The organism is Nocardia sp. NPDC055053 (genome assembly GCF_053608285.1).
On sequence record NZ_JBSGVD010000006.1, the window covers coordinates 124,513 to 144,288 of the forward strand.

At 68.8% G+C, this 19,776-nt stretch carries 17 protein-coding genes; 8 read left to right on the forward strand and 9 right to left on the reverse strand.

Going from position 1 to position 19,776, the window contains the following annotated elements:
• Positions 1-14 precede the first annotated feature (14 nt).
• Complete coding sequence (locus ACWF82_RS08645; RefSeq protein WP_452499370.1) at positions 15-1,535, forward strand: MFS transporter; 1,521 nt, start codon at positions 15-17, stop codon at positions 1,533-1,535.
• Positions 1,536-1,599: 64 nt separating this feature from the next.
• Here ACWF82_RS08645 and ACWF82_RS08650 read toward each other — a convergent pair whose 3' ends face one another.
• The 3 genes from ACWF82_RS08650 to ACWF82_RS08660 all read right to left on the reverse strand — a co-directional run bounded on the left by ACWF82_RS08650 (position 1,600) and on the right by ACWF82_RS08660 (position 4,323).
• A complete protein-coding gene (locus tag ACWF82_RS08650) occupies positions 1,600-1,971 on the reverse strand; it encodes a DUF1622 domain-containing protein (RefSeq protein ID WP_452499371.1) in 372 nt (123 codons plus the stop codon).
• 217 nt (positions 1,972-2,188) lie between these two features.
• Positions 2,189-3,775, reverse strand: coding sequence for a PH domain-containing protein (locus ACWF82_RS08655; protein ID WP_452499630.1), 1,587 nt, complete (start codon positions 3,773-3,775; stop codon positions 2,189-2,191).
• Between the two features lie 47 nt (positions 3,776-3,822).
• Entirely contained in the window at positions 3,823-4,323 is a 501-nt protein-coding gene (locus ACWF82_RS08660; RefSeq protein ID WP_452499373.1) for a PH domain-containing protein, read from the reverse strand.
• 148 nt (positions 4,324-4,471) lie between these two features.
• On the opposite strand from ACWF82_RS08660, the gene ACWF82_RS08665 reads away from it, so the two are divergent.
• The gene (locus ACWF82_RS08665; RefSeq protein WP_452499375.1) at positions 4,472-7,072 is read left to right on the forward strand and encodes a bifunctional FO biosynthesis protein CofGH; all 2,601 of its coding nucleotides are present in this window, start codon (positions 4,472-4,474) and stop codon (positions 7,070-7,072) included.
• Positions 7,073-7,095: 23 nt separating this feature from the next.
• Here the strand turns inward: ACWF82_RS08665 and ACWF82_RS08670 are convergent, their stop codons facing one another.
• The 3 genes from ACWF82_RS08670 to ACWF82_RS08680 are packed head-to-tail and all read right to left on the reverse strand — an operon-like array spanning position 7,096 to position 9,021.
• Entirely contained in the window at positions 7,096-7,443 is a 348-nt protein-coding gene (locus tag ACWF82_RS08670) for a thiocyanate hydrolase (RefSeq protein WP_452499377.1), read from the reverse strand.
• Entirely contained in the window at positions 7,440-8,159 is a 720-nt protein-coding gene (gene scnC / locus ACWF82_RS08675) for a thiocyanate hydrolase subunit gamma (protein ID WP_452499379.1), read from the reverse strand. The genes ACWF82_RS08670 and scnC overlap by 4 nt, the downstream gene beginning before the upstream one ends.
• 22 nt (positions 8,160-8,181) lie before the next feature.
• Entirely contained in the window at positions 8,182-9,021 is an 840-nt protein-coding gene (locus ACWF82_RS08680; protein WP_452499381.1) for an SH3-like domain-containing protein, read from the reverse strand.
• Between the two features lie 196 nt (positions 9,022-9,217).
• On the opposite strand from ACWF82_RS08680, the gene fdxA reads away from it, so the two are divergent.
• The 5 genes from fdxA (at position 9,218) to pruA (ending at position 15,888) form a co-directional block, all read left to right on the forward strand.
• The gene (fdxA, locus tag ACWF82_RS08685; RefSeq protein WP_452499382.1) at positions 9,218-9,541 is read left to right on the forward strand and encodes a ferredoxin; all 324 of its coding nucleotides are present in this window, start codon (positions 9,218-9,220) and stop codon (positions 9,539-9,541) included.
• Positions 9,538-10,629: a succinyldiaminopimelate transaminase gene (dapC, locus tag ACWF82_RS08690; RefSeq protein WP_452499384.1), complete on the forward strand. Its 1,092-nt coding sequence runs from the start codon at positions 9,538-9,540 to the stop codon at positions 10,627-10,629. Before fdxA ends, dapC begins: the two co-directional genes overlap by 4 nt.
• A gap of 124 nt (positions 10,630-10,753) precedes the next feature.
• The gene (locus ACWF82_RS08695; RefSeq protein WP_452499386.1) at positions 10,754-12,388 is read left to right on the forward strand and encodes a GMC oxidoreductase; all 1,635 of its coding nucleotides are present in this window, start codon (positions 10,754-10,756) and stop codon (positions 12,386-12,388) included.
• A gap of 72 nt (positions 12,389-12,460) precedes the next feature.
• On the forward strand, positions 12,461-14,191 hold the full coding sequence (locus tag ACWF82_RS08700) for a protein kinase domain-containing protein (RefSeq protein WP_452499387.1): 1,731 nt from the start codon (positions 12,461-12,463) through the stop codon (positions 14,189-14,191).
• A 65-nt stretch (positions 14,192-14,256) separates the two neighbouring features.
• Entirely contained in the window at positions 14,257-15,888 is a 1,632-nt protein-coding gene (pruA, locus tag ACWF82_RS08705; RefSeq protein ID WP_452499389.1) for an L-glutamate gamma-semialdehyde dehydrogenase, read from the forward strand.
• Here pruA and ACWF82_RS08710 read toward each other — a convergent pair.
• Together ACWF82_RS08710 and ACWF82_RS08715 are read right to left on the reverse strand one after the other, a co-directional pair.
• The gene (locus ACWF82_RS08710) at positions 15,885-16,604 is read right to left on the reverse strand and encodes a hypothetical protein (protein WP_452499391.1); all 720 of its coding nucleotides are present in this window, start codon (positions 16,602-16,604) and stop codon (positions 15,885-15,887) included. The genes pruA and ACWF82_RS08710 overlap by 4 nt on opposite strands.
• 89 nt (positions 16,605-16,693) lie before the next feature.
• Entirely contained in the window at positions 16,694-17,545 is an 852-nt protein-coding gene (locus ACWF82_RS08715; RefSeq protein WP_452499393.1) for an oxygenase MpaB family protein, read from the reverse strand.
• Positions 17,546-17,658: 113 nt separating this feature from the next.
• Between ACWF82_RS08715 and ACWF82_RS08720 the strand changes: the two genes are divergently transcribed.
• On the forward strand, positions 17,659-19,086 hold the full coding sequence (locus ACWF82_RS08720; protein ID WP_452499395.1) for an acyl-CoA synthetase: 1,428 nt from the start codon (positions 17,659-17,661) through the stop codon (positions 19,084-19,086).
• Here the strand turns inward: ACWF82_RS08720 and ACWF82_RS08725 are convergent.
• Positions 19,075-19,752: a molybdopterin-dependent oxidoreductase gene (locus ACWF82_RS08725; RefSeq protein WP_452499397.1), complete on the reverse strand. Its 678-nt coding sequence runs from the start codon at positions 19,750-19,752 to the stop codon at positions 19,075-19,077. The genes ACWF82_RS08720 and ACWF82_RS08725 overlap by 12 nt on opposite strands.
• Positions 19,753-19,776 lie beyond the last annotated feature (24 nt).

A 19,776-nucleotide genomic window follows, 5' to 3' on the forward strand; every position in this document is an offset into this window, starting at 1 on the left:
TTCGAGAGGAGAGCATGGTGCTCACAACGACTTCCGCGGACGAGAAGGTCCGCGATCCCCGCCGCTGGCTGATCCTGATCGTGCTGTGTCTGAGCTCGCTGGTGCTGATCGTGGACAACATGGTCCTCACCGTCGCCATCCCGCAGATCGCCACCGATCTCGGCGCGAGTTCCCAGCAGATCCAGTGGATCATCGACGCCTACCTGCTGGTGTTCGCCGGCCTGCTGCTCACCTCGGGCAGCCTGTCGGACCGGTTCGGCCGCAGGCTGGTGATGGTGATCGGCCTGGTGCTCTTCGGCGGCGCGTCACTGCTGGCCGCCTACGCGGGCAGTGCCGAACTGCTGATCGCGGGCCGGGCCCTGATGGGTATCGGCGGCGTGCTGATCATGCCGAGCACGCTGTCGATCCTGATCACCGTGTTCGACGACGACGAGCGGCCCAAGGCCATCGGCGCGTGGAGTGCGGTGGCGACGGTCGGCATGGTCGGTGGTCCGGTCGTCGGCGGTGTGCTGCTCGATCACTTCTGGTGGGGTTCGGTGTTCGTGATGAACGTGCCGATCGCCGCGGTCGCCATCGTGGCCGCGCTGGTGCTGATGCCGGAATCGAAGGGCCCGTGGCGCAAGCCCGACGTCCCCGGCATGCTCACCTCGATCATCGGCATGACCGCGCTGGTGTGGACCATCATCTCGGTGCCGCACGCGGGCTGGACCGACCGCGGTGTGCTGACCGGCTTCGCCGTGACCGTGCTCGCCCTCGGCGCCTTCGTGATTCGTGAACTGCGCACCGAATCGCCGATGGTCCCGCTGCAGCTGTTTCGCAACCGCACCTTCACCGGCTCCAGCTTCTCGCTCGTCCTGGTGACCTTCGCCAACGGCGGCCTGGTGCTCGTGCTCACCCAGTACCTGCAGTTCGTGCTCGGCTACTCGCCGATGGAGACCGCCCTGGCCTTCACGCCGATGGCGATCACCCTGCTCGTCGCCAACGGCATCGGCGCGGTGCTGGTCGGCAAGCTGGGCGCGCGGATCGTCACCATCGCGGGTCTGGTCGTCGTTGCCGCGGGTTTCGCGGTGCTGGCCACCCTCGACGCCGGTGCGAGCTTCACCCTGCCCGCCGTCGCGATGGCGCTGCTCGGTGCCGGTGGTGGTCTGGCGATGCCCGCCGCGATCGGCGCGCTGATGAGCGCGGTGCCCGGGGATCACGCCGGCGTCGGCTCGGCGCTCAACGACACCATCCAGCAGGCGGGCGCCGCCCTCGGTGTCGCGGTGCTCGGTGCCGTGCTGGCCGGTACCTTCGCCGGCGCCATGCCGGATTCGGCGCCCGCCGCGGCCAGGGAATCGATCGCGGGCGCGGTCGGCACCGGCGACGACACCGTCATCGGGCTGGCCCGGGATGCGTTCTGCACCGCCATGCAGGTCACCTTCGGTGTCGGCGCCCTCGCCTCGCTGGCGGCCGCGGTACTCGCTGTCATCCTGATGCGCGACGCGAAAGCTGTTGCGGGTCGAGAAGAACCGTCGAAGGAAGCCGTCGCGGTCTGATTTCCGCGGTACACGCAACGGCCGGGAGTCATGGACTCCCGGCCGTTCGCCTTTGCCGGTCCCCTCACGGGGAGGCGACCGTCGACGAATCGGATTTCGGGTGCTGCCACGGCCACCGCCCGGTCAGTTCGAGCTGCAGCGAATAGCTGAGGAAGGTTCGCACCAGCACGATCATCGCCAGCACGCCGACGCTGGTGAAACTCGGCGAGATGGCGACCGATCGGATGATGTCGGCGGCGACCAGGAATTCCAGCCCGAGCAGGATGGCCCGGCCGAGCCCACGCCGGTAGGTGTTATACGCGCGGTCGAAGTCCCCGCGACCAGCCACCTCGCGGGCGAATCTGATCGTCCCGACCAGCCCGCCGATGACGATGGCGGCGACACCGGCCGCGTCGAGTAGCTTGCCCGCCGATTCGATGACCTCGGTGAACTCCACGAACCGCCCTCCGTTCGCACCACAACACCTCTTAGGAGGCTACGCCGCGCCCACATCGCCAGCGGGCGGACACTCGGTGCGACCGGCGACCGGCGACCGGCGACCGGCGACCGGCGACCGGCGACCGGCGACCGGCGACCGGCGACCGGCATCCGGCATCCGTCGGCCCGTGACTGGCATCCGGCGTCCGCGTCAGAGCGTGCCGCGATGGCGTCGCTCAGCGTGTGCCGCGCAGGCCGGGCGTGACCGCGTCGATCAGCGCGACGGCCTGGTCGATGGGAACGTCGACCACGTGGTACGCCTTCTTGCCCGCGGCGGTGGCGGCGACCACGGTGGCCAGGCCTGCTCTGCGCTGCCAATAGGTGCGGCGGATGGTCCAGCCGATGATGCCTGGCGCTTCCAGGCAGTCGCGGTTGCGGTCGAGGCTGCCGCGGCGGGTGATCAGCCAGGTGGGGCCGGTGCTGCCGGGCAGTACGCGGTGGCCGAGGCTGCGGTAGCGGTCCTCGGCGAGCACGGCATTGATGACGGCGAACATGGCGGGCACCGACCAGATCCAGGTGGGCAGCGGACCGGTGGTCACGGCGAGGACGATCAGCACGGCGGCCAGCACGCCGACCGGCCACGCGGCCTTCGTATAGCGGCGGCGACGCGCGGCCGGACCGTGCTGGACCAGGTCGATCGTGCCGAGTGTCGCGCCGGTGATCGGCTGCGGCGCATCGATATTCGTGTGCTTCGTCAGCGGCGCCGGCGCGCCCGGGTGCACTGGTTCTGGCTGCACCGACAACGCCCCAGCCTGCTCTCCGCTGCTCTGCCCACCCGGCTTGCGGCGGGTGCGGAGCAGTTCGTCGAGGGTGCGTTCGACGGCGGTGCGTGGCGCCTGGGGCAGGATCTTCTGGCGTGGATTCTCGCCGGTCATGATCATTTCCAGCTGGGCGGCCTTGGCGGCGCGCAGCAGCAGGGGATCGTTGAGTGTCGCGCCGCGGAAGCGGGCAAGGTCGAGGGTGATCTGGCGGGTGGTGAACAGTCCGTGGCGCAGGTGCAGGGTGGCGCCGTTGTCGATGACGCGCAGCCCGAACCAGGTGGCGAGGTACTGGGCGCACGCGGCGGCGCTCACCAGGATCACCGAGAGCAGGATCAGTCCGGAGATGACGATCGCCGCGATCGGCGCGCTCTCGTCGTCGATGTGTTGCACGGCAGCCGATCTCGACACCACGTCGATGAGCCCGTACTGGGCGCCGATGCCCGCGATCGGCGCGACCACCGCGAGACCGGTCAGCGACAGCGGCGCGTAGCGCACCCACGCTGCCTGCCAATGGCCGATCTCGATGCCCACCTCGGCGGTCGATTCCGCGGGTGAGACATGGTGCGCCACACTGGCATCAGTCTGGCCGGGCACGTATTGCCCGGTGTGCGCGAGCAATTCGGCGCGCAGGACGGGGATGCGGCTGATATCGAGCGCGTCGAGCTTGAACTCCTCGCCCTTGTCGGTCTGCTTCCCGGTGCCGATGGCCAGCACCGCCAGACCCAGAATCCGGTGCAGCAGATCGGCTTCCACATCCACCGACCGGATTCGCGGCCGCGGCACCGACAGCGTGCGCCGCTGCACGATCCCGGTGCGCAACTGCACGTGATCGGCGTCGATGCGGTACGAGGTGGTGAACCAGCGGGCGACGCCGTACGCGGCGACCAGCGTCACCGGGATCAGCGTCCACAGCGGGTTGCCGCTGGTGGTGCCGACGATGACCGAGCCGAGCAGCACCGGAATGTATTTCATGATCTCGTTGACCGGATACACCAGCAGCATGCGCGGATCGAGCCGCTGCCAGTCGGTGAGCGGCGTCGCCGGTTCGGTCACGTCGCGTCCCCGCGGTGCTGGGCGGCGATGGTGGCCAGCCGGGCCACGGTCTGCTCGGCGTCCGGCAGATCGAGCGCGCTGATCTTCACCGCGCCCGCCGAGGACGCGGTGGTCACGGTGACGGTGGCCAGCCCCAGCATCCGTTCCAGCGGTCCGCGCTCGGTGTCGACGGTCTGCACCCGCGAGATCGGCGCGACCCGCGACTCCTGATCCAGCCACCCGACCCGCGTGTACACGGCCTCGTCGGTGACCTCCCACCGGTGCACCGCGTACCGCCACAGCGGCACGACGACCACCCCGAGCACCGCGAGCGCCACGATCACCAGCCCCGCCGCCACCTGCCACCCGCGCCGGTCCGCGTCGAGCAGCACCCACACCGCGAGCGCAACGCACAGGATCCCGATCGCAATCGCGTTCTCCAGCGCCCACAGCAGCTTGGCCTTGGAACTCGGACGCCAGGCCGGTTCGGCCAGAATGGTGGAGCGCGGCAGCGACATGGTGCCATGGTTTCATGCGCGGCCGACGAGTTCAGCCTCTCGGGAATATGTACGGTCGTGCGGAGGGTTGTCGTGCGACGAGGACGACAGACGTGTGCCCACTCGGGCCCGCGACCAGCCGACCGTACGTACGGGAGAGAAGTAGCGCATGATCGACGGGGTGACCGACCTTCCGAGCCCGAGCGTTCCCCTACCGCCGCCGAGTCCCGCCGCGATGCGCCGGGCGCTGCGCCGGGCACGCGACGGCGTCACCCTGAACGTCGACGAGGCCACCGTCCTGCTGCACGCCACCGGCGACGATCTCGCCGACCTGTGCGCGAGCGCGGTCAGGGTCCGTGACGCCGGCCTGGAATCGGCGGGCCGCCCCCGCACGATCAGCTACTCGCGCAATGTGTTCATCCCGCTGACCAAGCTGTGCCGGGACAAGTGCCACTACTGCACGTTCGTCACCGTGCCGGGCAAGCTGCGCGCCGAGGGCCACGGCATGTTCCTCGAGCCCGACGAGGTGCTCGAGATCGCCAGGCAGGGCGCGGCGCTGGGCTGCAAGGAAGCCCTGTTCACCCTCGGTGACCGGCCGGAGGACCGCTGGCCGGAGGCCGCGCAGTGGCTCGACGAACGCGGCTACGACTCCACCCTGGACTACCTGCGCGCCGTCTCCATCCTGGTGCTGGAGGAGACCGGCCTGCTGCCGCATCTGAACCCCGGTGTGATGAGCTGGGCCGAGATCGCCCGGCTCAAGCCGGTCGCCCAGTCGATGGGCATGATGCTCGAGACCACCTCGACGCGGCTGTTCACCGAGAAGGGCCAGTGCCACTACGGCAGCCCCGACAAGGATCCGGCCGTGCGGCTGCGTTCGATCACCGACGCCGGCAGGCTCTCGGTGCCCTACACCACCGGCATTCTGGTCGGCATCGGCGAGACGCTCACCGAGCGCGCCGAGTCGATCATGGCGATCCGCAAGCAGCACCGCGAGTTCGGGCACATCCAGGAAGTGATCGTGCAGAACTTCCGTGCCAAGGACGACACCGCCATGCGCGATGCCCCCGACGCCGATGTCGCCGAGTTCCTGGCGACCGTCGCGGTGACGAGACTGCTTCTCGGACCGGATGTTCCGGTGCAGGCGCCGCCGAACCTGGTCTCGCACAGCGATTGCCGCGCCCTGATCGACGCGGGCATCGACGACTGGGGCGGTGTGTCACCGGTGACGGTCGACCACGTGAACCCCGAGCGCCCGTGGCCGAACCTGGACACCCTGCGTGAGATCACCGAATCGGCCGGATTCACCCTGGTCGAGCGCACTTCCGCGCATCCGAAGTACGTGCGGGCCGGGCACCCGTGGATCGATCCGCGCATCGGCGCGCACGTCGCCGCGCTCACCGATCCGGCGACCGGCCTGGCCAGGCCCGACGCGCTGCCGGTCGGCCTGCCCTGGCAGGAACCCGACGAATCGTGGGACTCGGCGGGCCGCGTCGACCTCAACACCGCCATCGACACCGAGGGCCGCAATACCGACAGCCGCAGCGATTCCGGGCTCGGCCAGGAGGTCGTCGGCGCGTTCGGCGACTGGGAGACCATCCGCGAACACGCCCGCGACCTGGCCGTCACCGCGCCGGAGCGGCTCGATTCGGACGTGCTCGACGCCCTGCGCGCCGCCGAGAAGGACCCGGCCGGGCTCACCGACGACCAGTATCTCGCGCTGGCCACCGCCGATGGCGTGAACATGGATGCCATTGCGGCACTGGCCGATTCGCTGCGCCGCACCGTCAACGGCGACGACGTCACCTACGTGGTGAACCGGAACATCAACTTCACCAACATCTGCTACACCGGCTGCCGGTTCTGCGCGTTCGCCCAGCGCAAGGGCGACGCCGACGCGTTCACCCTCAGCACCGACGAGGTCGCCGACCGCGCCTGGGAGGCACACGTCGACGGCGCCACCGAGATCTGTATGCAGGGCGGCATCGACCCCGAACTGCCCGTCACCGGGTATGCCGATCTGGTTCGCGCGATCAAGGCCCGCGTCCCGTCGATGCACGTGCACGCGTTCAGCCCGATGGAGATCGTCAACGGTGCCTCCCGCGGCGGCCAGAGCATCCACGACTGGCTCTCTGCGCTGAAAGAGGCCGGGCTGGACTCCATCCCTGGCACCGCGGCCGAGATTCTCGACGATGAGGTCCGCTGGGTCCTCACCAAGGGCAAGCTGCCCACCTCGGCCTGGATCGAGGTGATCACCACCGCGCATCAGCTGGGCATCCCGTCCAGCTCGACGATGATGTACGGCCACGTCGACAACCCCAGGCACTGGGTGGGCCACCTGCGCGTCCTGCGCGGCATCCAGGACGAGACCGGCGGCTTCACCGAGTTCGTCCCACTGCCGTTCGTCCACCAGAGCGCCCCGCTCTACCTGGCGGGCGCGGCCCGCCCCGGCCCGACCAACCGCGACAACCGCGCGGTGCACGCCCTGGCCCGCATCATGCTGCACGGCCGCATCGACAACATCCAGACCAGCTGGGTCAAGCTCGGCACCGTCGGCACCCAGATGATGCTCACCGGTGGCGCCAACGACCTCGGCGGCACCCTCATGGAGGAAACCATCTCCCGCATGGCCGGCTCCCAGCACGGCTCGGCCAAAACGGTCGCCGAACTCACCGAGATCGCCACGGGCATCAACCGCCCCGTCCGCGAACGCACCACCGTCTACGGAACAGTGGAGGCGAAACCCGTCGCCCTCCCGCTGAGCGTCAGCTAGCGGCCAAAGGTCCGCGCCTGAGGTCAGGATTCGAGGCGGGCTCGGATGGTGGTGAGGCGGGCTTGGAGTTCGTGCTCGTCGATGATGCCGCGTGTCACGAGGGAATGTGCCAGGGCGACGAGCTGGTTTTCGGGGTAGGGGAGGCTGGCGTAGAGGGTTGCCGAGAGCGCGTCCTCTTCGTCGCGCCTGCGCTGGAAACCGGGGATGTCGGCGTCGCATCGGGCGTGGTCGAGGGCGTCGCAGATTCCGTCGAGGCTGGTTTTCCATGGTGGTACGGGGTTGTCGACACCGTATGCGGCGGCCATGCGCGGCCATACCTGGTTGCGTTCGACGATGGCTTTCAGTGGTTCGATGTCGCGGGGCGTACTCATTGACCGCTCCCTTGCTCGGTGACCGGGTGGACAGCCGGGCGGGTAGCGGTGATCACGTTCGTGGTGACGCCTGGCTTGGGCAGGGCGACGCCGATCAGGCAATCGCGGGTAAGGATTTCCGTGAGCTGATCTTCGTCCCAGCCGTCGGTGCCGGCGGGGCGCAGGGGCATCACCATGAAGCGGTGCTTCTGGTTCGAGTCCTGCACGCGTACCGCGACGTCCGCGGGCAGGGCGAGCCCGAACTCGGACAGCACCTGACGTGGCCAGCGCACCATGCGCCGCCGGTAGTTGGGCGTGCGATACCACTCGGGTGAATTGCCAAGGATCGGTCGCGGATAGCACGAACACAGGGCACACACGATCACGTTGTGCAGGGTTGGGGTGTCTTCGAGGATCGAGAACGCCGTGAAGTCGCTCGGTGTGCCGAAACCTGTCGGCTCCAGCCAGTCCACGCCGACTTCCTTGCTCGCGGTCATCGGTTCGGCGAGCGCGAGCGCCTTGAAGCCGGGATCGAGCCAGGACTTGGCCACCAGGCGCGCGGCGGGCGTCGGGCCGATCTGCTCGGCGAATTCGGTGAACCGCCGGTGTTCCTCGGCGGTGAAGATCCCCTTTTCGATGCACAGCTCGCGCAGCGCGATCTCGAGCACTTCGAAATCGGTGATCTCGTCGACCATCGGTGCGACGGTACGTTCGTGATCGTGATCGTGGCCGGTCATGGAGTCCTTTCCCGATCAGGTGTCAGTTCGCCGGAGTGAGCCACCGTTCGGGGATCTCGGTGCGCAGTACGTCCGTGCCGATCCCGGTGTAGGCGTCCCACAGTCGCGACAGATTGAACTCGACGACATAGAACCACTCGGGCTTCGCACCGTGCCGGTCCCACGTCTCGTCCTCGGGTGCCGGGCTTTCGTAGGCGAGCGCGGCGATCTCCCCGACCGCGCCGCGCACGTATTCCGGCGTCCGGGTGTAGAACAGCGCGGGCAGTTCCCGCACGAGCACCTGATCGCCGACCCGGAATTTCGCCTCGCCCGCACGACCCGCGAACACCTGCGGGTCGCCCTTGCCGACCGCGTCGAGGTGATGACGGTTGCGCTTGACCCGCGAGCCGTCCCCCGCGAACTTCGGCTCGGCCGTCGGCGTCCTCCCGGCCAGGCCGCCCTCGTAACGCGCCTTGACCTCGAGCATCCGCTCACTCAGTTCGGTCAGCCCGATGTGCTGCTTCTCGGCCAGCACCCGCGCGACGGCGAGCAGCCACCGGCCGTAGTACGGAAGGCCGAGGTACATGGTGCGTCCGAGGTCGACATTGCCGATCCGGCGCCGCTCCTCGGACAGCCAGATTCCCCGCCAGGCCAGCACCTCGCAGATCACATAGGTGTTGTGTTCCCACATCTCGTACTGCTTGTTCTCGTAGGTGATGGGAGAATCGGGCTCACCGCCCACGTCGTGATCGGTCTTGAGGTACGCCCACAGACGTGCGTGGTCGAGGAGGTCGGGAGCCGGCGCGTCGGGAAGCTCGGGATAGGAGGACTTGAGCCGGGCAACCAGATCCAGCGCGGCCGCACGATCTTCCGCCGTACTCATGGCGAGTCCCTTCGTCGCGCGGAGACAACGAGTTTCTTGCACTAAATCTAGGGCCCCATACTGCGAAGGTAAAGAGTGATCGGCTGATCGGGAGCGCGAGTTAGGGCAGGCTGACCTGGGACTGAGGTGCGGTCTCGGGATAGGGTTTCGGGTGGCGGAGTACCACCGCAGGTGAGGACAGACTAGGAGAACGGCAGTGCCGTACATCATCGCTGAACCGTGCGTTGACGTGAAGGACAAGGCGTGCATCGAGGAATGCCCCGTGGATTGCATCTACGAGGGTGGCCGCATGCTGTACATCCAACCTGACGAGTGCGTTGACTGTGGTGCGTGTGAGCCGGTCTGCCCGGTGGAGGCGATCTTCTACGAGGACGACACCCCGGACCAGTGGAACGGTTACATCAACGCCAACGTCGACTTCTTCGACGAGCTGGGTTCGCCCGGCGGCGCGACCAAGGTGGGGGTAGTCGATTTCGACCCGCCCTTCATCAAGGCGCTGCCCCCCATGGCAGAAGGATGAGGGTCAGCAGTCTGCTGCCCGATTTCCCGTGGGACACGATCGCCGCGGTCAAGGAGAAAGCGGCGGCGCATCCCGGCGGGCTTGTCGACCTTTCCGTCGGTACCCCGGTCGACCCGGTCGATCCGCTGATCCAGGCGGCATTGAACTCGGTCGCCGCGGTGCCCGGCTACCCGACCACGCACGGCACCCCTGAGCTGCGCGCCGCCGCCGTCGCGGCGCTGGCCCGCCGGTTCGGTGTCACCGGCGTCGACGAGGCGGCCGTGCTCCCGGTGATCGGCACCAAGGAGCTCATCGCGGGACTGCCGCGCCTGCTCGGCCTCGGCGCGAACGATCTGGTGGTGATCCCCGAGATCGCCTACCCGACCTACGAGGTCGGCGCGCTGCTGGCGGGCGCGAAGCCGTGGCGCGCGGACGGCCTCACTCAGATCGGCCCGCAGAACCCGGCGCTGATCTTCGTGAATTCGCCGTCGAACCCGACCGGCAAGGTGCTCGGCGTCGAGCATCTGCGCAAGGTGGTCGCGTTCGCTCGCGAGCGCGGCGCGATCGTCGCCTCCGACGAGTGCTACCTGGGCCTGACCTGGGAGGGCGAGGCCCTCTCGATCCTCGACCCGCGCGTGTGCGACGGCGACCACACCGGTCTGCTGGCGATCCACTCGCTGTCGAAGACCTCGAATCTGGCCAGCTACCGCGCCGGCTTCGTCGCGGGCGACCCGGAACTGGTCGCCGAACTGCTCGAGGTGCGCAAGCACTCCGGCATGATGCTCCCGTTCCCGATCCAGGCCGCCATGACGGCCGCGCTGAGCGACGACGAGCACGAGGCGAAGCAGCGCGAACGGTACCGCGCGCGCCGCGAAATACTCCGAAAGGCGTTGCAGGAGGCCGGTTTCCGGATCGATCACTCCGATGCCGGGCTCTACCTGTGGGCTACCCGCCGCGAACCGTGCCGGGTCACCCTCGACTGGCTCGCCGAGCGTGGAATCCTCGCCGCCCCCGGCGATTTCTACGGTCCGCGCTCGCCGGAACACGTGCGCATCGCGCTCACCGCGACCGACGAACGGGTGGCCGCCGCGGCCGAACGACTGGTCTGACCCACCGCTTCCGCAAACCCCGGGCACCGATGTGCCCGGGGTTTCGTTTGTTCGAAACGCGCTTGTTTCACTGCAAGTCTCGGTATAACAGGTTCTCATTGCAGTCTCGATGAGGAGCCGCTCAATGCGTGAATTTTTGTATGAAAAGCCAGGTAGTAGCCGATACACCGGCGGTGTTTCTCGCCGTGGTTTCCTAGCTGCAACAGGTTTCACGCTAGGCGCGGCCGCGCTGGCCGGTCGGGCCATCGCCGCCCCCGCGATCGACGGCGACAAAGTGCCCGCCCTGGTGATCGGCAGCGGGTACGGCGGCTCGGTCGCGGCGCTGCGCCTGGCCCAGGCCGGGGTCGACGTGCTGGTCGCCGAGATGGGGATGTCCTGGACCAAGCCGGGGCCCGACGGCGACATCTTCTGTCCCGTACTGAAACCCGACGGCCGGTCCTACTGGCTGCGTGAGACCACCGATCAGCCGGTCGGCTACTTCCTGGGTGGTTCCTACAACAAGGACATCGACCGCTACACCGGTGTCCTCGACTCCGAGAGCTTCGGCGGCATCCGCGTCTACCAGGGACGTGGCGTCGGCGGTGGGTCGCTGGTCAACGGCGGCATGGCGGTGACGCCCAAGCGGGAGAACTTCGCCGCGATCCTGCCCTCGGTGAACGCCGACGAGATGTATGCCACCTACTATCCGAGGGCCAACAGCGCACTCGGGGTGAACACCATCGACAAGAACTGGTTCGAGTCGGCCGAGTGCTACCAGTTCGCGCGGGTGGGCCGCAAACATGCCGAAAGATCCGGTTTCGGCTGGACTTTCGTGCCCAACGTCTACGACTTCGAGTACATGAAGAAGGAGCAGGCGAACACGGTGCGCCGGTCCGCGCTGGCAGGCGAGGTGATCTACGGCAACAACGCGGGCAAGCGCTCGCTGGACAAGACCTACCTGGCGGCGGCCACCAGCACCGGCAAGGTGACGATCGCCGCCCAGCACATGGTCACCTCGGTCACGCCGAGCGGCAGCGGCTACGAGGTCGAGATGGCCCAGATAGACACCCAGGGCCGCACCACCGCCACCAAAAAGGTTGTCGCGGACCGGGTCTTCTTCGCCGCGGGCAGCGTGGGCACCAGCAAGCTGCTCGTCGCCATGAAAGCCAACGGGCAGCTGCGCAATCTGTCCGACGCGGTCGGCCAGAAGTGGGGCAACAACGGCAATGTCATGGTCGGTCGCGCCAACCACATGTGGGACGCCACCGGCAGTCTGCAGTCGGCCATGCCGTGCCTCGGCATCGACAACTGGGCCGACGCGGGCGGCCCGGCGTTCGCCGAGGTCGCGCCGTTCCCGTCCGGCATCGAGACGTATGTGAGCCTGTACCTGGCGATTACGAAGAACCCGAACCGCGGGAAGTTCACCTTCAACTCCGGCACCGGCAAGGTGGATCTGAACTGGCAGACCGCCTGGGCCCAGTCCTCGATCGACGCGGCCAAGCGGATCTTCGACAAGATCAACAAGAAGGAAGGCACGATCTACCGGACCGACCTGTTCGGCGTCTACAAGACCTGGGGTGACGACTTCACCTATCACCCGCTCGGCGGCTGCGTGATCGACGAGGCCACCGACAACTACGGTCGCCTGCACGGATACCAGGGTCTCTACGTCATCGACGGCGCGCTGATCCCCGGCAACACCAGCGTGAACCCGTTCGTCACCATCACCGCGCTGGCCGAACGCAATATCGAACGCATCATCGCCGACGATCTGGGCTGATCTCGCGTTCCGGCTGCCGGATCGGCTATGGTCCGGCAGTCGGAGCGGTTGAGATCGGAAGGCTCGTCACGGATGCACGGGGTGGAATTCGGCGCGGGCACGGTGTTCGCCGGGTATCGGATCGAACGGCTGCTCGGCCGGGGTGGGATGGGCACCGTCTATCTGGCGGCGCATCCGCGGCTGCCGCGGCAGGTGGCGCTGAAACTGCTGAATCGCGAACTGTATTCGGACCCCGAGGTGCGCGGGCGGTTCGAGCGCGAGGCCGATGTGTCGGCGCATCTCGATCATCCCGGCATCGTGTCGGTCCTCGATCGCGGCGTCGAGGACGGGCTGATGTGGATCTCCATGCAGTATGTCGACGGCACCGACGCGTCGGTGTTCCGCGGCACGCCACTGGATCCCGTCCGCGCTGTCGGCATCGTCGCCCAGACCGCCGAAGCACTCGACTACGCCCACGAGCGCGGTGTCCTGCACCGAGACGTGAAGCCCGCCAACATCTTGCTCGCCGCCGCCCGCACCGGTGACCGCGTCCTGCTCACCGACTTCGGCATCGCCCGCCTGCGCGGCGACGCCCGCCAGCTCACCCGCACCGGTGCCTTCCTGGCGACCCTCGCCTACGCCTCCCCGGAACAACTCTCCGGCGCCCCGGTCGACCACCGCTCCGACCAGTACTCCCTCGGCTGCACCCTGTTCACCCTGCTCACAGGCGAAAGCCCGTTCCCCGCAGACAATCCCGGTGCCGTTGTCGCCGCCCACCTGAGCAAGCCGGCGCCGCGCGCGTCCGCCGCCGTTCCCGCTCTGCCCGCGAGCATCGACGCGGTGATCGCCCGCGCCCTGGCGAAAGACCCGGCCGAAAGATTCGGCAGCTGTGCGGAGTTCGCGGAGGCTGCCCTCGGCGTGATGGGGCCTGCCGCGCACAAACCCGCGCCGCACTCAGCGCTGAACGCGCAGCGAACAACTGCGCAGGGAGTGAACGCTCCGGCACCGAACGCATCGCGACCGAACGCGCAGGCGTCGAACCCATCGGTGCCGCATGCCCTGGCACCGCAGGGGCAAGCGCCGCACGGATCCGTGCCGCAGTGGCAGGTCGCACAGCCGGATTCGATGCCGACGATGGCAACGCTTGTCGCGCCGCCGGATTCGGCACCGCAATTGCCGCAAGTCGGCGCACCCGGGCGGGGTGCGGCCGCCGACAGTTCGGCGCAGCGCGGCTACGGCCCGCAGGCCCCTACGCCGCGCAAGGCGGTGTCGTCGCGCTGGCGGGCGCTGGCGGTGACCTTGCTCGTGCTCGCCATGGTGGGAGGCATCGGCATCGTCGGTGTCGGCGCGATCTACTGGAAGTTCGTGCGGCCCACCCGGGTGCCGCCCGCCCCGACCTGGGGTGCGCACGAGTCGGTCGCGTCGGGCTTCACCGACCTGATCCCGCTACGGCCGGACGGCCGCGGCTGGCGCGACGCGAGCTGTTCGGCGACGCCCTCGCTGGTGGTCCTGCCCGGCGACCCGGCACCGCTGCGCCAGATCACCTGCACCGACGCCAACGGCGTGCTGGCCTGGTACACCGAGTACCCGACCGCCGCCGACGCCGAGGCCTACCTCGCCCGCCACACCACCGAGGACACCATCCGCGAGCTGCACCACACCAGCCTGGCGGTCTACCGCCCCCGCGACCCCGCCGCACCGTTCACCCTGGCCGCCAGGGAGCGCGGCAACGTGTTCAGCGCCAACTCGGTGGTGGAGGTGTCCTGGCCCGGCCACACCTTCGAGGAGACCCGCGACGACTGGTGGCGGCAGGCACCCTTCTGACCGGTCACGCGCCGAGCGACACTCTGATCCGGGCGATCATGGCGCAACGGCGATAGCCTCGGGGTATGGACGCTGTCACGGTGGTTCCGGTGCCCGCGAACGAGCCGGCGCAGTCGTATGCGCCGGGGACGGCGGGACGGGAGCGGCTGCGGGCGCGGTTGGGGGAGATCGCGGGAGAGTGTGTGGATGTGCCGCTGGTGATCGGCGGGGTGGAGCGCAGCGGGGAGGGGGAGCGGCACGGGATCGTGGCGCCGCATCGGCGGTCGCTGGTGCTCGGCACCTATACCGATGCCACGCACGAGGAGGCCAGTGACGCGATCGAGGCGGCCATCGCCGCGGGGCCGCAGTGGCGGGAGATGTCGTTCGACGCGCGGGCCGCGGTCTTCCTGCGGGCCGCTGATCTGATGGCGGGGCCGTGGCGGGAGACCGTCGCCGCGGCGACCATGCTCGGGCAGTCGAAGTCGGCGGTGCAGGCCGAGATCGACGCGCCGTGCGAACTGGTCGACTTCTGGCGGTTCAATGTCGCCTACGGCAGGCAGCTGCTCGAGTGGCAGCCGCAGTCGAGTCCCGGCATCTGGAACCGGATGGACCACCGGCCGCTGGAGGGTTTCGTCTACGCGATCACCCCGTTCAACTTCAGCGCCATCGCGGGCAATCTGCCCACCGCCCCCGCGCTGATGGGCAATACGGTGATCTGGAAACCGTCGTCCGCGCAGACACTCGCGGCGTGGGTCACGATGCAGATCCTGCTGGCCGCGGGACTGCCGCCCGGCGTGATCAACCTGGTCACCGGCCACGGCCGGAATCTCTCGGAGGTCGCGCTGGCCGATTCGCGCCTGGCCGGTATCCACTTCACCGGGTCGACCAAGACCTTCCAGCACCTCTGGCACCAGGTCGGCGCGAATATCGGTGGCTACGACGCCTATCCGCGGCTGGTCGGCGAGACCGGCGGGAAGGACTTCATCCTCGCCCATCCCTCGGCCGACCCGGATGCCTTGGCCACCGCCATGATTCGCGGCGCCTTCGAATATCAGGGCCAGAAGTGCTCGGCCGCCTCCCGCGCCTACGTGCCGCGGTCGCTGTGGCGGAAGATGGGTGAGCAGTTCCTGGCCGCGGTCGAGGAGATCAGCTACGGCGATGTCGCCGATCTCGCGAATTTCGGTGGGGCGGTGATTGATCAGCGCGCCTACGACAAAGGGGTCGCCGCCATCGAGCGGGCCAGGGACGCCGGAATCACCATCGCGGCGGGTGGCACCTACGACGACAGCGTCGGCTGGTTCGTCCGCCCGACGGTCCTGATCGCCGACGACCCGCGCGACGAGGCCTTCAGCACCGAGTACTTCGCGCCCGTCCTGCCGGTGTACGTCTACGACGACGACGCGCCCGACGCCTTCGATGTCATTCTCGCCGAAGTGGATTCGACGTCACCGTACGCGCTCACCGGTGCCGTCTTCGCCCAGGATCGCGCCGTGATCGAAAAGGCCAGCGCAGCACTGCGTTTCGCGGCGGGCAATTTCTACATCAACGACAAGCCGACGGGCGCGGTGGTCGGTCAGCAGCCCTTCGGCGGCGCCAGGTCCTCCGGCACCGACGACAAGGCGGGATCCCCGCTGAACCTGCTGCGCTGGGTCGCCCCGCGGGTGATCAAGGAAACCTTCGTCCCGCCGACCGGCCACCGCTACCCGCACATGGGCTAGTGCGGGCCGACCACCAGGCGCACGATCAGCGCGGGCAGTGCGTCGAGCACATCCGCGGACTGGTCGGCCGGGGTGCCGTAGGTGTGCGCGGCCACCGAGAAGCCGGGTCCGAAGGACGCGGAGGCGACCTCGGGGGCGCCCACATCCGACCAGCCCCACTTGCTGCCCTGCACGCCGGGCAGCTGGGCGGTGCCCCAGTTCTGGGGTGTGCCGTCGGCGGCGGTATTGCTCGCGCCCGCCATCCATTCGAAGATCGGCGAGCCGGGGTCGGTGCGCTGCTTGGCGACCAGGAAGTCGGTGATATCGGCGGTGCTGGTGCTCGACCGGCCCCAGTCGGCGGTGCCGTGGGTCTGGCGCAATCCGTATTCGCCCGCGGTCGCCTCGATGGCCTGCGGATACTTGGCCGCCAGCTGGGTGGCGGCGCCGTCGTCGGAGTCGCGGATCATCCGTTCCGACAGCGCCCGGTCTTCCGGCGAGCCGTCGCCGTGGCGCAGCGCGTAGTCGACGATGTAGAGCTTGGACATCGACAGCGCCGAGCGGGACTCGTGCTCATTGGCTGTGCCCCAGCCGAATCCGCCGGGCGTGCGCAGCGAGATGGCGGTGCGCGGCGGCACCGTGGTCGGGTCCTCGTCGGCATTGGCGGCGGGCGCGGCGATCGCGAGACCGACGGCGACCGCCGCCACGCACCCTGTCAGTGTTCGAATACTCACGAGCATTCCTCCGGTTCTGCGGCGACGGCGATCAGATTGTCGGGAATGAAACCCGAAAGTCGCAGGTCAGCGGGGGAGGCGCGCGGGAGCGTCGATCAGATCAGCGGCTTGCCCCCGCGGTTGCGGCGGCGCATGTCGGCCAGGGTCGCGTTGAACGGGAAGTTACGGATCACCCGTGGCATCCGGGCCGATACCTTGCCGCCCGCGCGCATCAGCCGGTTCAGCGTGCGCTCGTCACGCTCGGTCCAGGTGACGCCGAGTTCGTCGCGGATGTGCCGGGGGAGCAGGCCGGTGGTGAACCAGCGGTGGAACCTGGCGAACGGCAGCCGCAACGGCGGGCTGATCATCTTCAGGTCCAGCAGGTCGTCGAAGTAGGCCTTGATGGTGGGGTCGATGCTGGTCAGCGGCAGATTCGCGGCCCAGTAGGCGTCGAACGCGGCGCGGTCGGCGGGCCACATCGCCTTCGGTACCTGCAAGGTGGTGCCGAGGTGGTGGGCGTACTCGTAGAAGGTGTCGGCGATGTCGTCGTCGACGGGGCCGTAGACGCGGTTCATCACGTCGACCGAGCCCCAGTACAGGCAGGCGGCTACCCACAGCTGCAGGTTCTTGTCGAACGCGTTGTACTTCACCGGGCTCGCTGCGGTGGAGTGGACGTGCTTGTGCGCGCCGTTGATCGCGGTGCGGTAGGCGGCGCGATCGGCGTCGGTGCCCATCAGTGCCACCGACAGATAGGTGAGGGTGGTGCGTGTTCGCTTCACCGGATGTTTCATGATGCTGCCGCTGTGTACTCGCGATTCCGCGACACCGTAGCCGACGGGTGCCAGACTGAGCTGCATGATCACATTGGCGGTCGCGCCCCAGAAGGCGGCCGAACCGTCGACGTAGTCCCGGATGTCGAATTCCGCCGGTTCGAGCCGACCCGAACGTGCGCGAGCAAGGATGGTCATCGTTGACCCCTTCATCGGTGAGAGAACTATATGGAGAATGTCTCATCATGTCGTCGGGGAGTCAACGGACGGCGGCGCGTAGCACCGAAACATCGTCGCGTTAGCGTGGACGGATGCCCTACGGTCCGCCGCTGCTGCTCGCCTCGCTGAATCCGAACGCCATCGCCGCCGGGGCCGATATTCCCGACGCCGTCACCATCGATGATGCCACTCTGTCGCGCTCCGACCTGCTGGGTGCGGCGACCTCGGTGGCCGAGCGCATCGCCCGCGCCGACCGGGTCGCGGTGCTGGCCGAGCCGACCGTGCGCACGGTGCTCGCGGTGGTCGGCTGCCTGATCGCCGGGGTGACCGTGGTGCCGGTGCCGCCGGATTCCGGCGCGGCCGAACTCGAGCACATCCTCCGCGATTCCGGTGCGCAGGCCTGGCTCGGCGCCGCGCCGGAGGGGACCGCGCTGCCGGTGGTGCCGGTGCGGCTGCACGCCCGCTCCTGGCACACCTATCCCGAACCGGACCCCGCGTCGACGGCCTTCATCCTCTACACCTCGGGCACCACCGGGTCGCCCAAGGGCGTGATGCTGAGCCGCGGTGCGATCGCCGCCGGGCTCGACGCCCTCGCCGAGGCGTGGGACTGGACCTGGAAAGACACACTGGTGCACGGGCTTCCGCTGTTCCACGTACACGGGCTGATCCTCGGCCTGCTCGGCCCGCTGCGGGTCGGCAGCCCGGTGATCCACACCGGCAAGCCGACACCGGAGGCGTATGCGGCGGCGGGCGGCAGCCTGTACTTCGGGGTACCGACGGTGTGGTCGCGGGTCGTCGAACAGCCCGAGCTGGCACGGCAATTGGGCAAGGCCAGGCTGCTGGTGTCGGGCAGCGCGCCGCTGCCGGTGCCGGTGTTCGAGAAGCTGACCGAGCTCACCGGGCAGCCGCCGGTGGAGCGCTACGGCATGAGCGAAACCATGATCACGCTGTCGACCCGTGCCGATGGCGAGCGCAGGCCCGGCTGGGTCGGCACCCCGGTCAGCGGCGTGCAGACCCGGCTGCGCGACGAGTCCGGCGCGCCCGTCCCGCACGACGGGGAGAGCATCGGCGCCCTCCAGGTGCGCGGGCCGATGCTGTTCGACGGGTATCTCAACCGTCCCGAGGCCACCGCGGCGGACTGGACCGAGGACGGCTGGTTCCGCACCGGCGACGTCGCCGTCATCGATGCCGAAGGCTTCCATCGCATCGTCGGGCGCGAGTCCATCGACCTCATCAAATCCGGCGGCTACCGCATCGGCGCCGGTGAGATCGAGACCGCGCTGCTCGGCCATCCCGCGGTGGCCGAGGTCGCCGTGGCCGGGCTACCCGACGACGACCTGGGCCAGCGCATCGTCGCCTTCGTCGTGCCGCGCGAGGCCGGTACCGCCGAGCTCGGCGCCGAGCTGATCGCCCATGTAGGCGAGCAGGTTTCGGCGCACAAGCGGCCGCGCGAGGTCCGTTTCGTCGACGCGCTGCCCCGCAACGCGATGGGCAAGGTGCAGAAGAAGCTACTGGGCTGACGTCCGCTTCTCGCTGCCCCTGGCGCTCAGCGCGCGGATCGGCCCGATGAGGCGATGGTAGATCGGCCGCACCACCCGGGCGGGCAGGTAGCGGTGCCGTTCCTCCTCCCAGACCCGCGCCCTGCGGTGCGCGGCGAGGGGTGACCATTTGTCGGGGTCGGCGGGCGGCGCGGTGTGGAATTCGATGCGGCACAGGTGCTTCGTATTGACGAAGCCGTACTGGCGAGGGCTCACCAACCGTATCGGGGCGCCGTGGTCGCTGTTCAGCGGCTTTCCGTCGAGCCGGTCGGCGATGAGCACGTCGTCGGCCATGGCGTCCTCGAGCAGGACGACAGACTGGTAACCGTCGAGACCTTCGAAGACGACATGGCTGATCGTCGCGCCCGGCCGCAGCGCCGGTTCGACCCGCAGTCGGTAGAAGGTCTTGAACGGGGTGCCCTCCCACACCAGGTCGGTGGCCGACCAGCCTGCGACACAGTGGAAGTCGGCCTCCAGTCGCTGCCGCGGCAGCCGCGCGAGGTCGGTCTCGGACAGGGTGATCGGCTCTGTCACCGCGCCGTCGATCTCGATCACCGGGTGTTCGGGAACCGGCGGCGGCGGGTGATGGAGGTGGGTGCCGAAGCGGGGAAAGCCTTCGACGGCGCGCTGGCCGGGTGGAAGTGGCATCGTGCCTCCAGTTATACGGTTCCG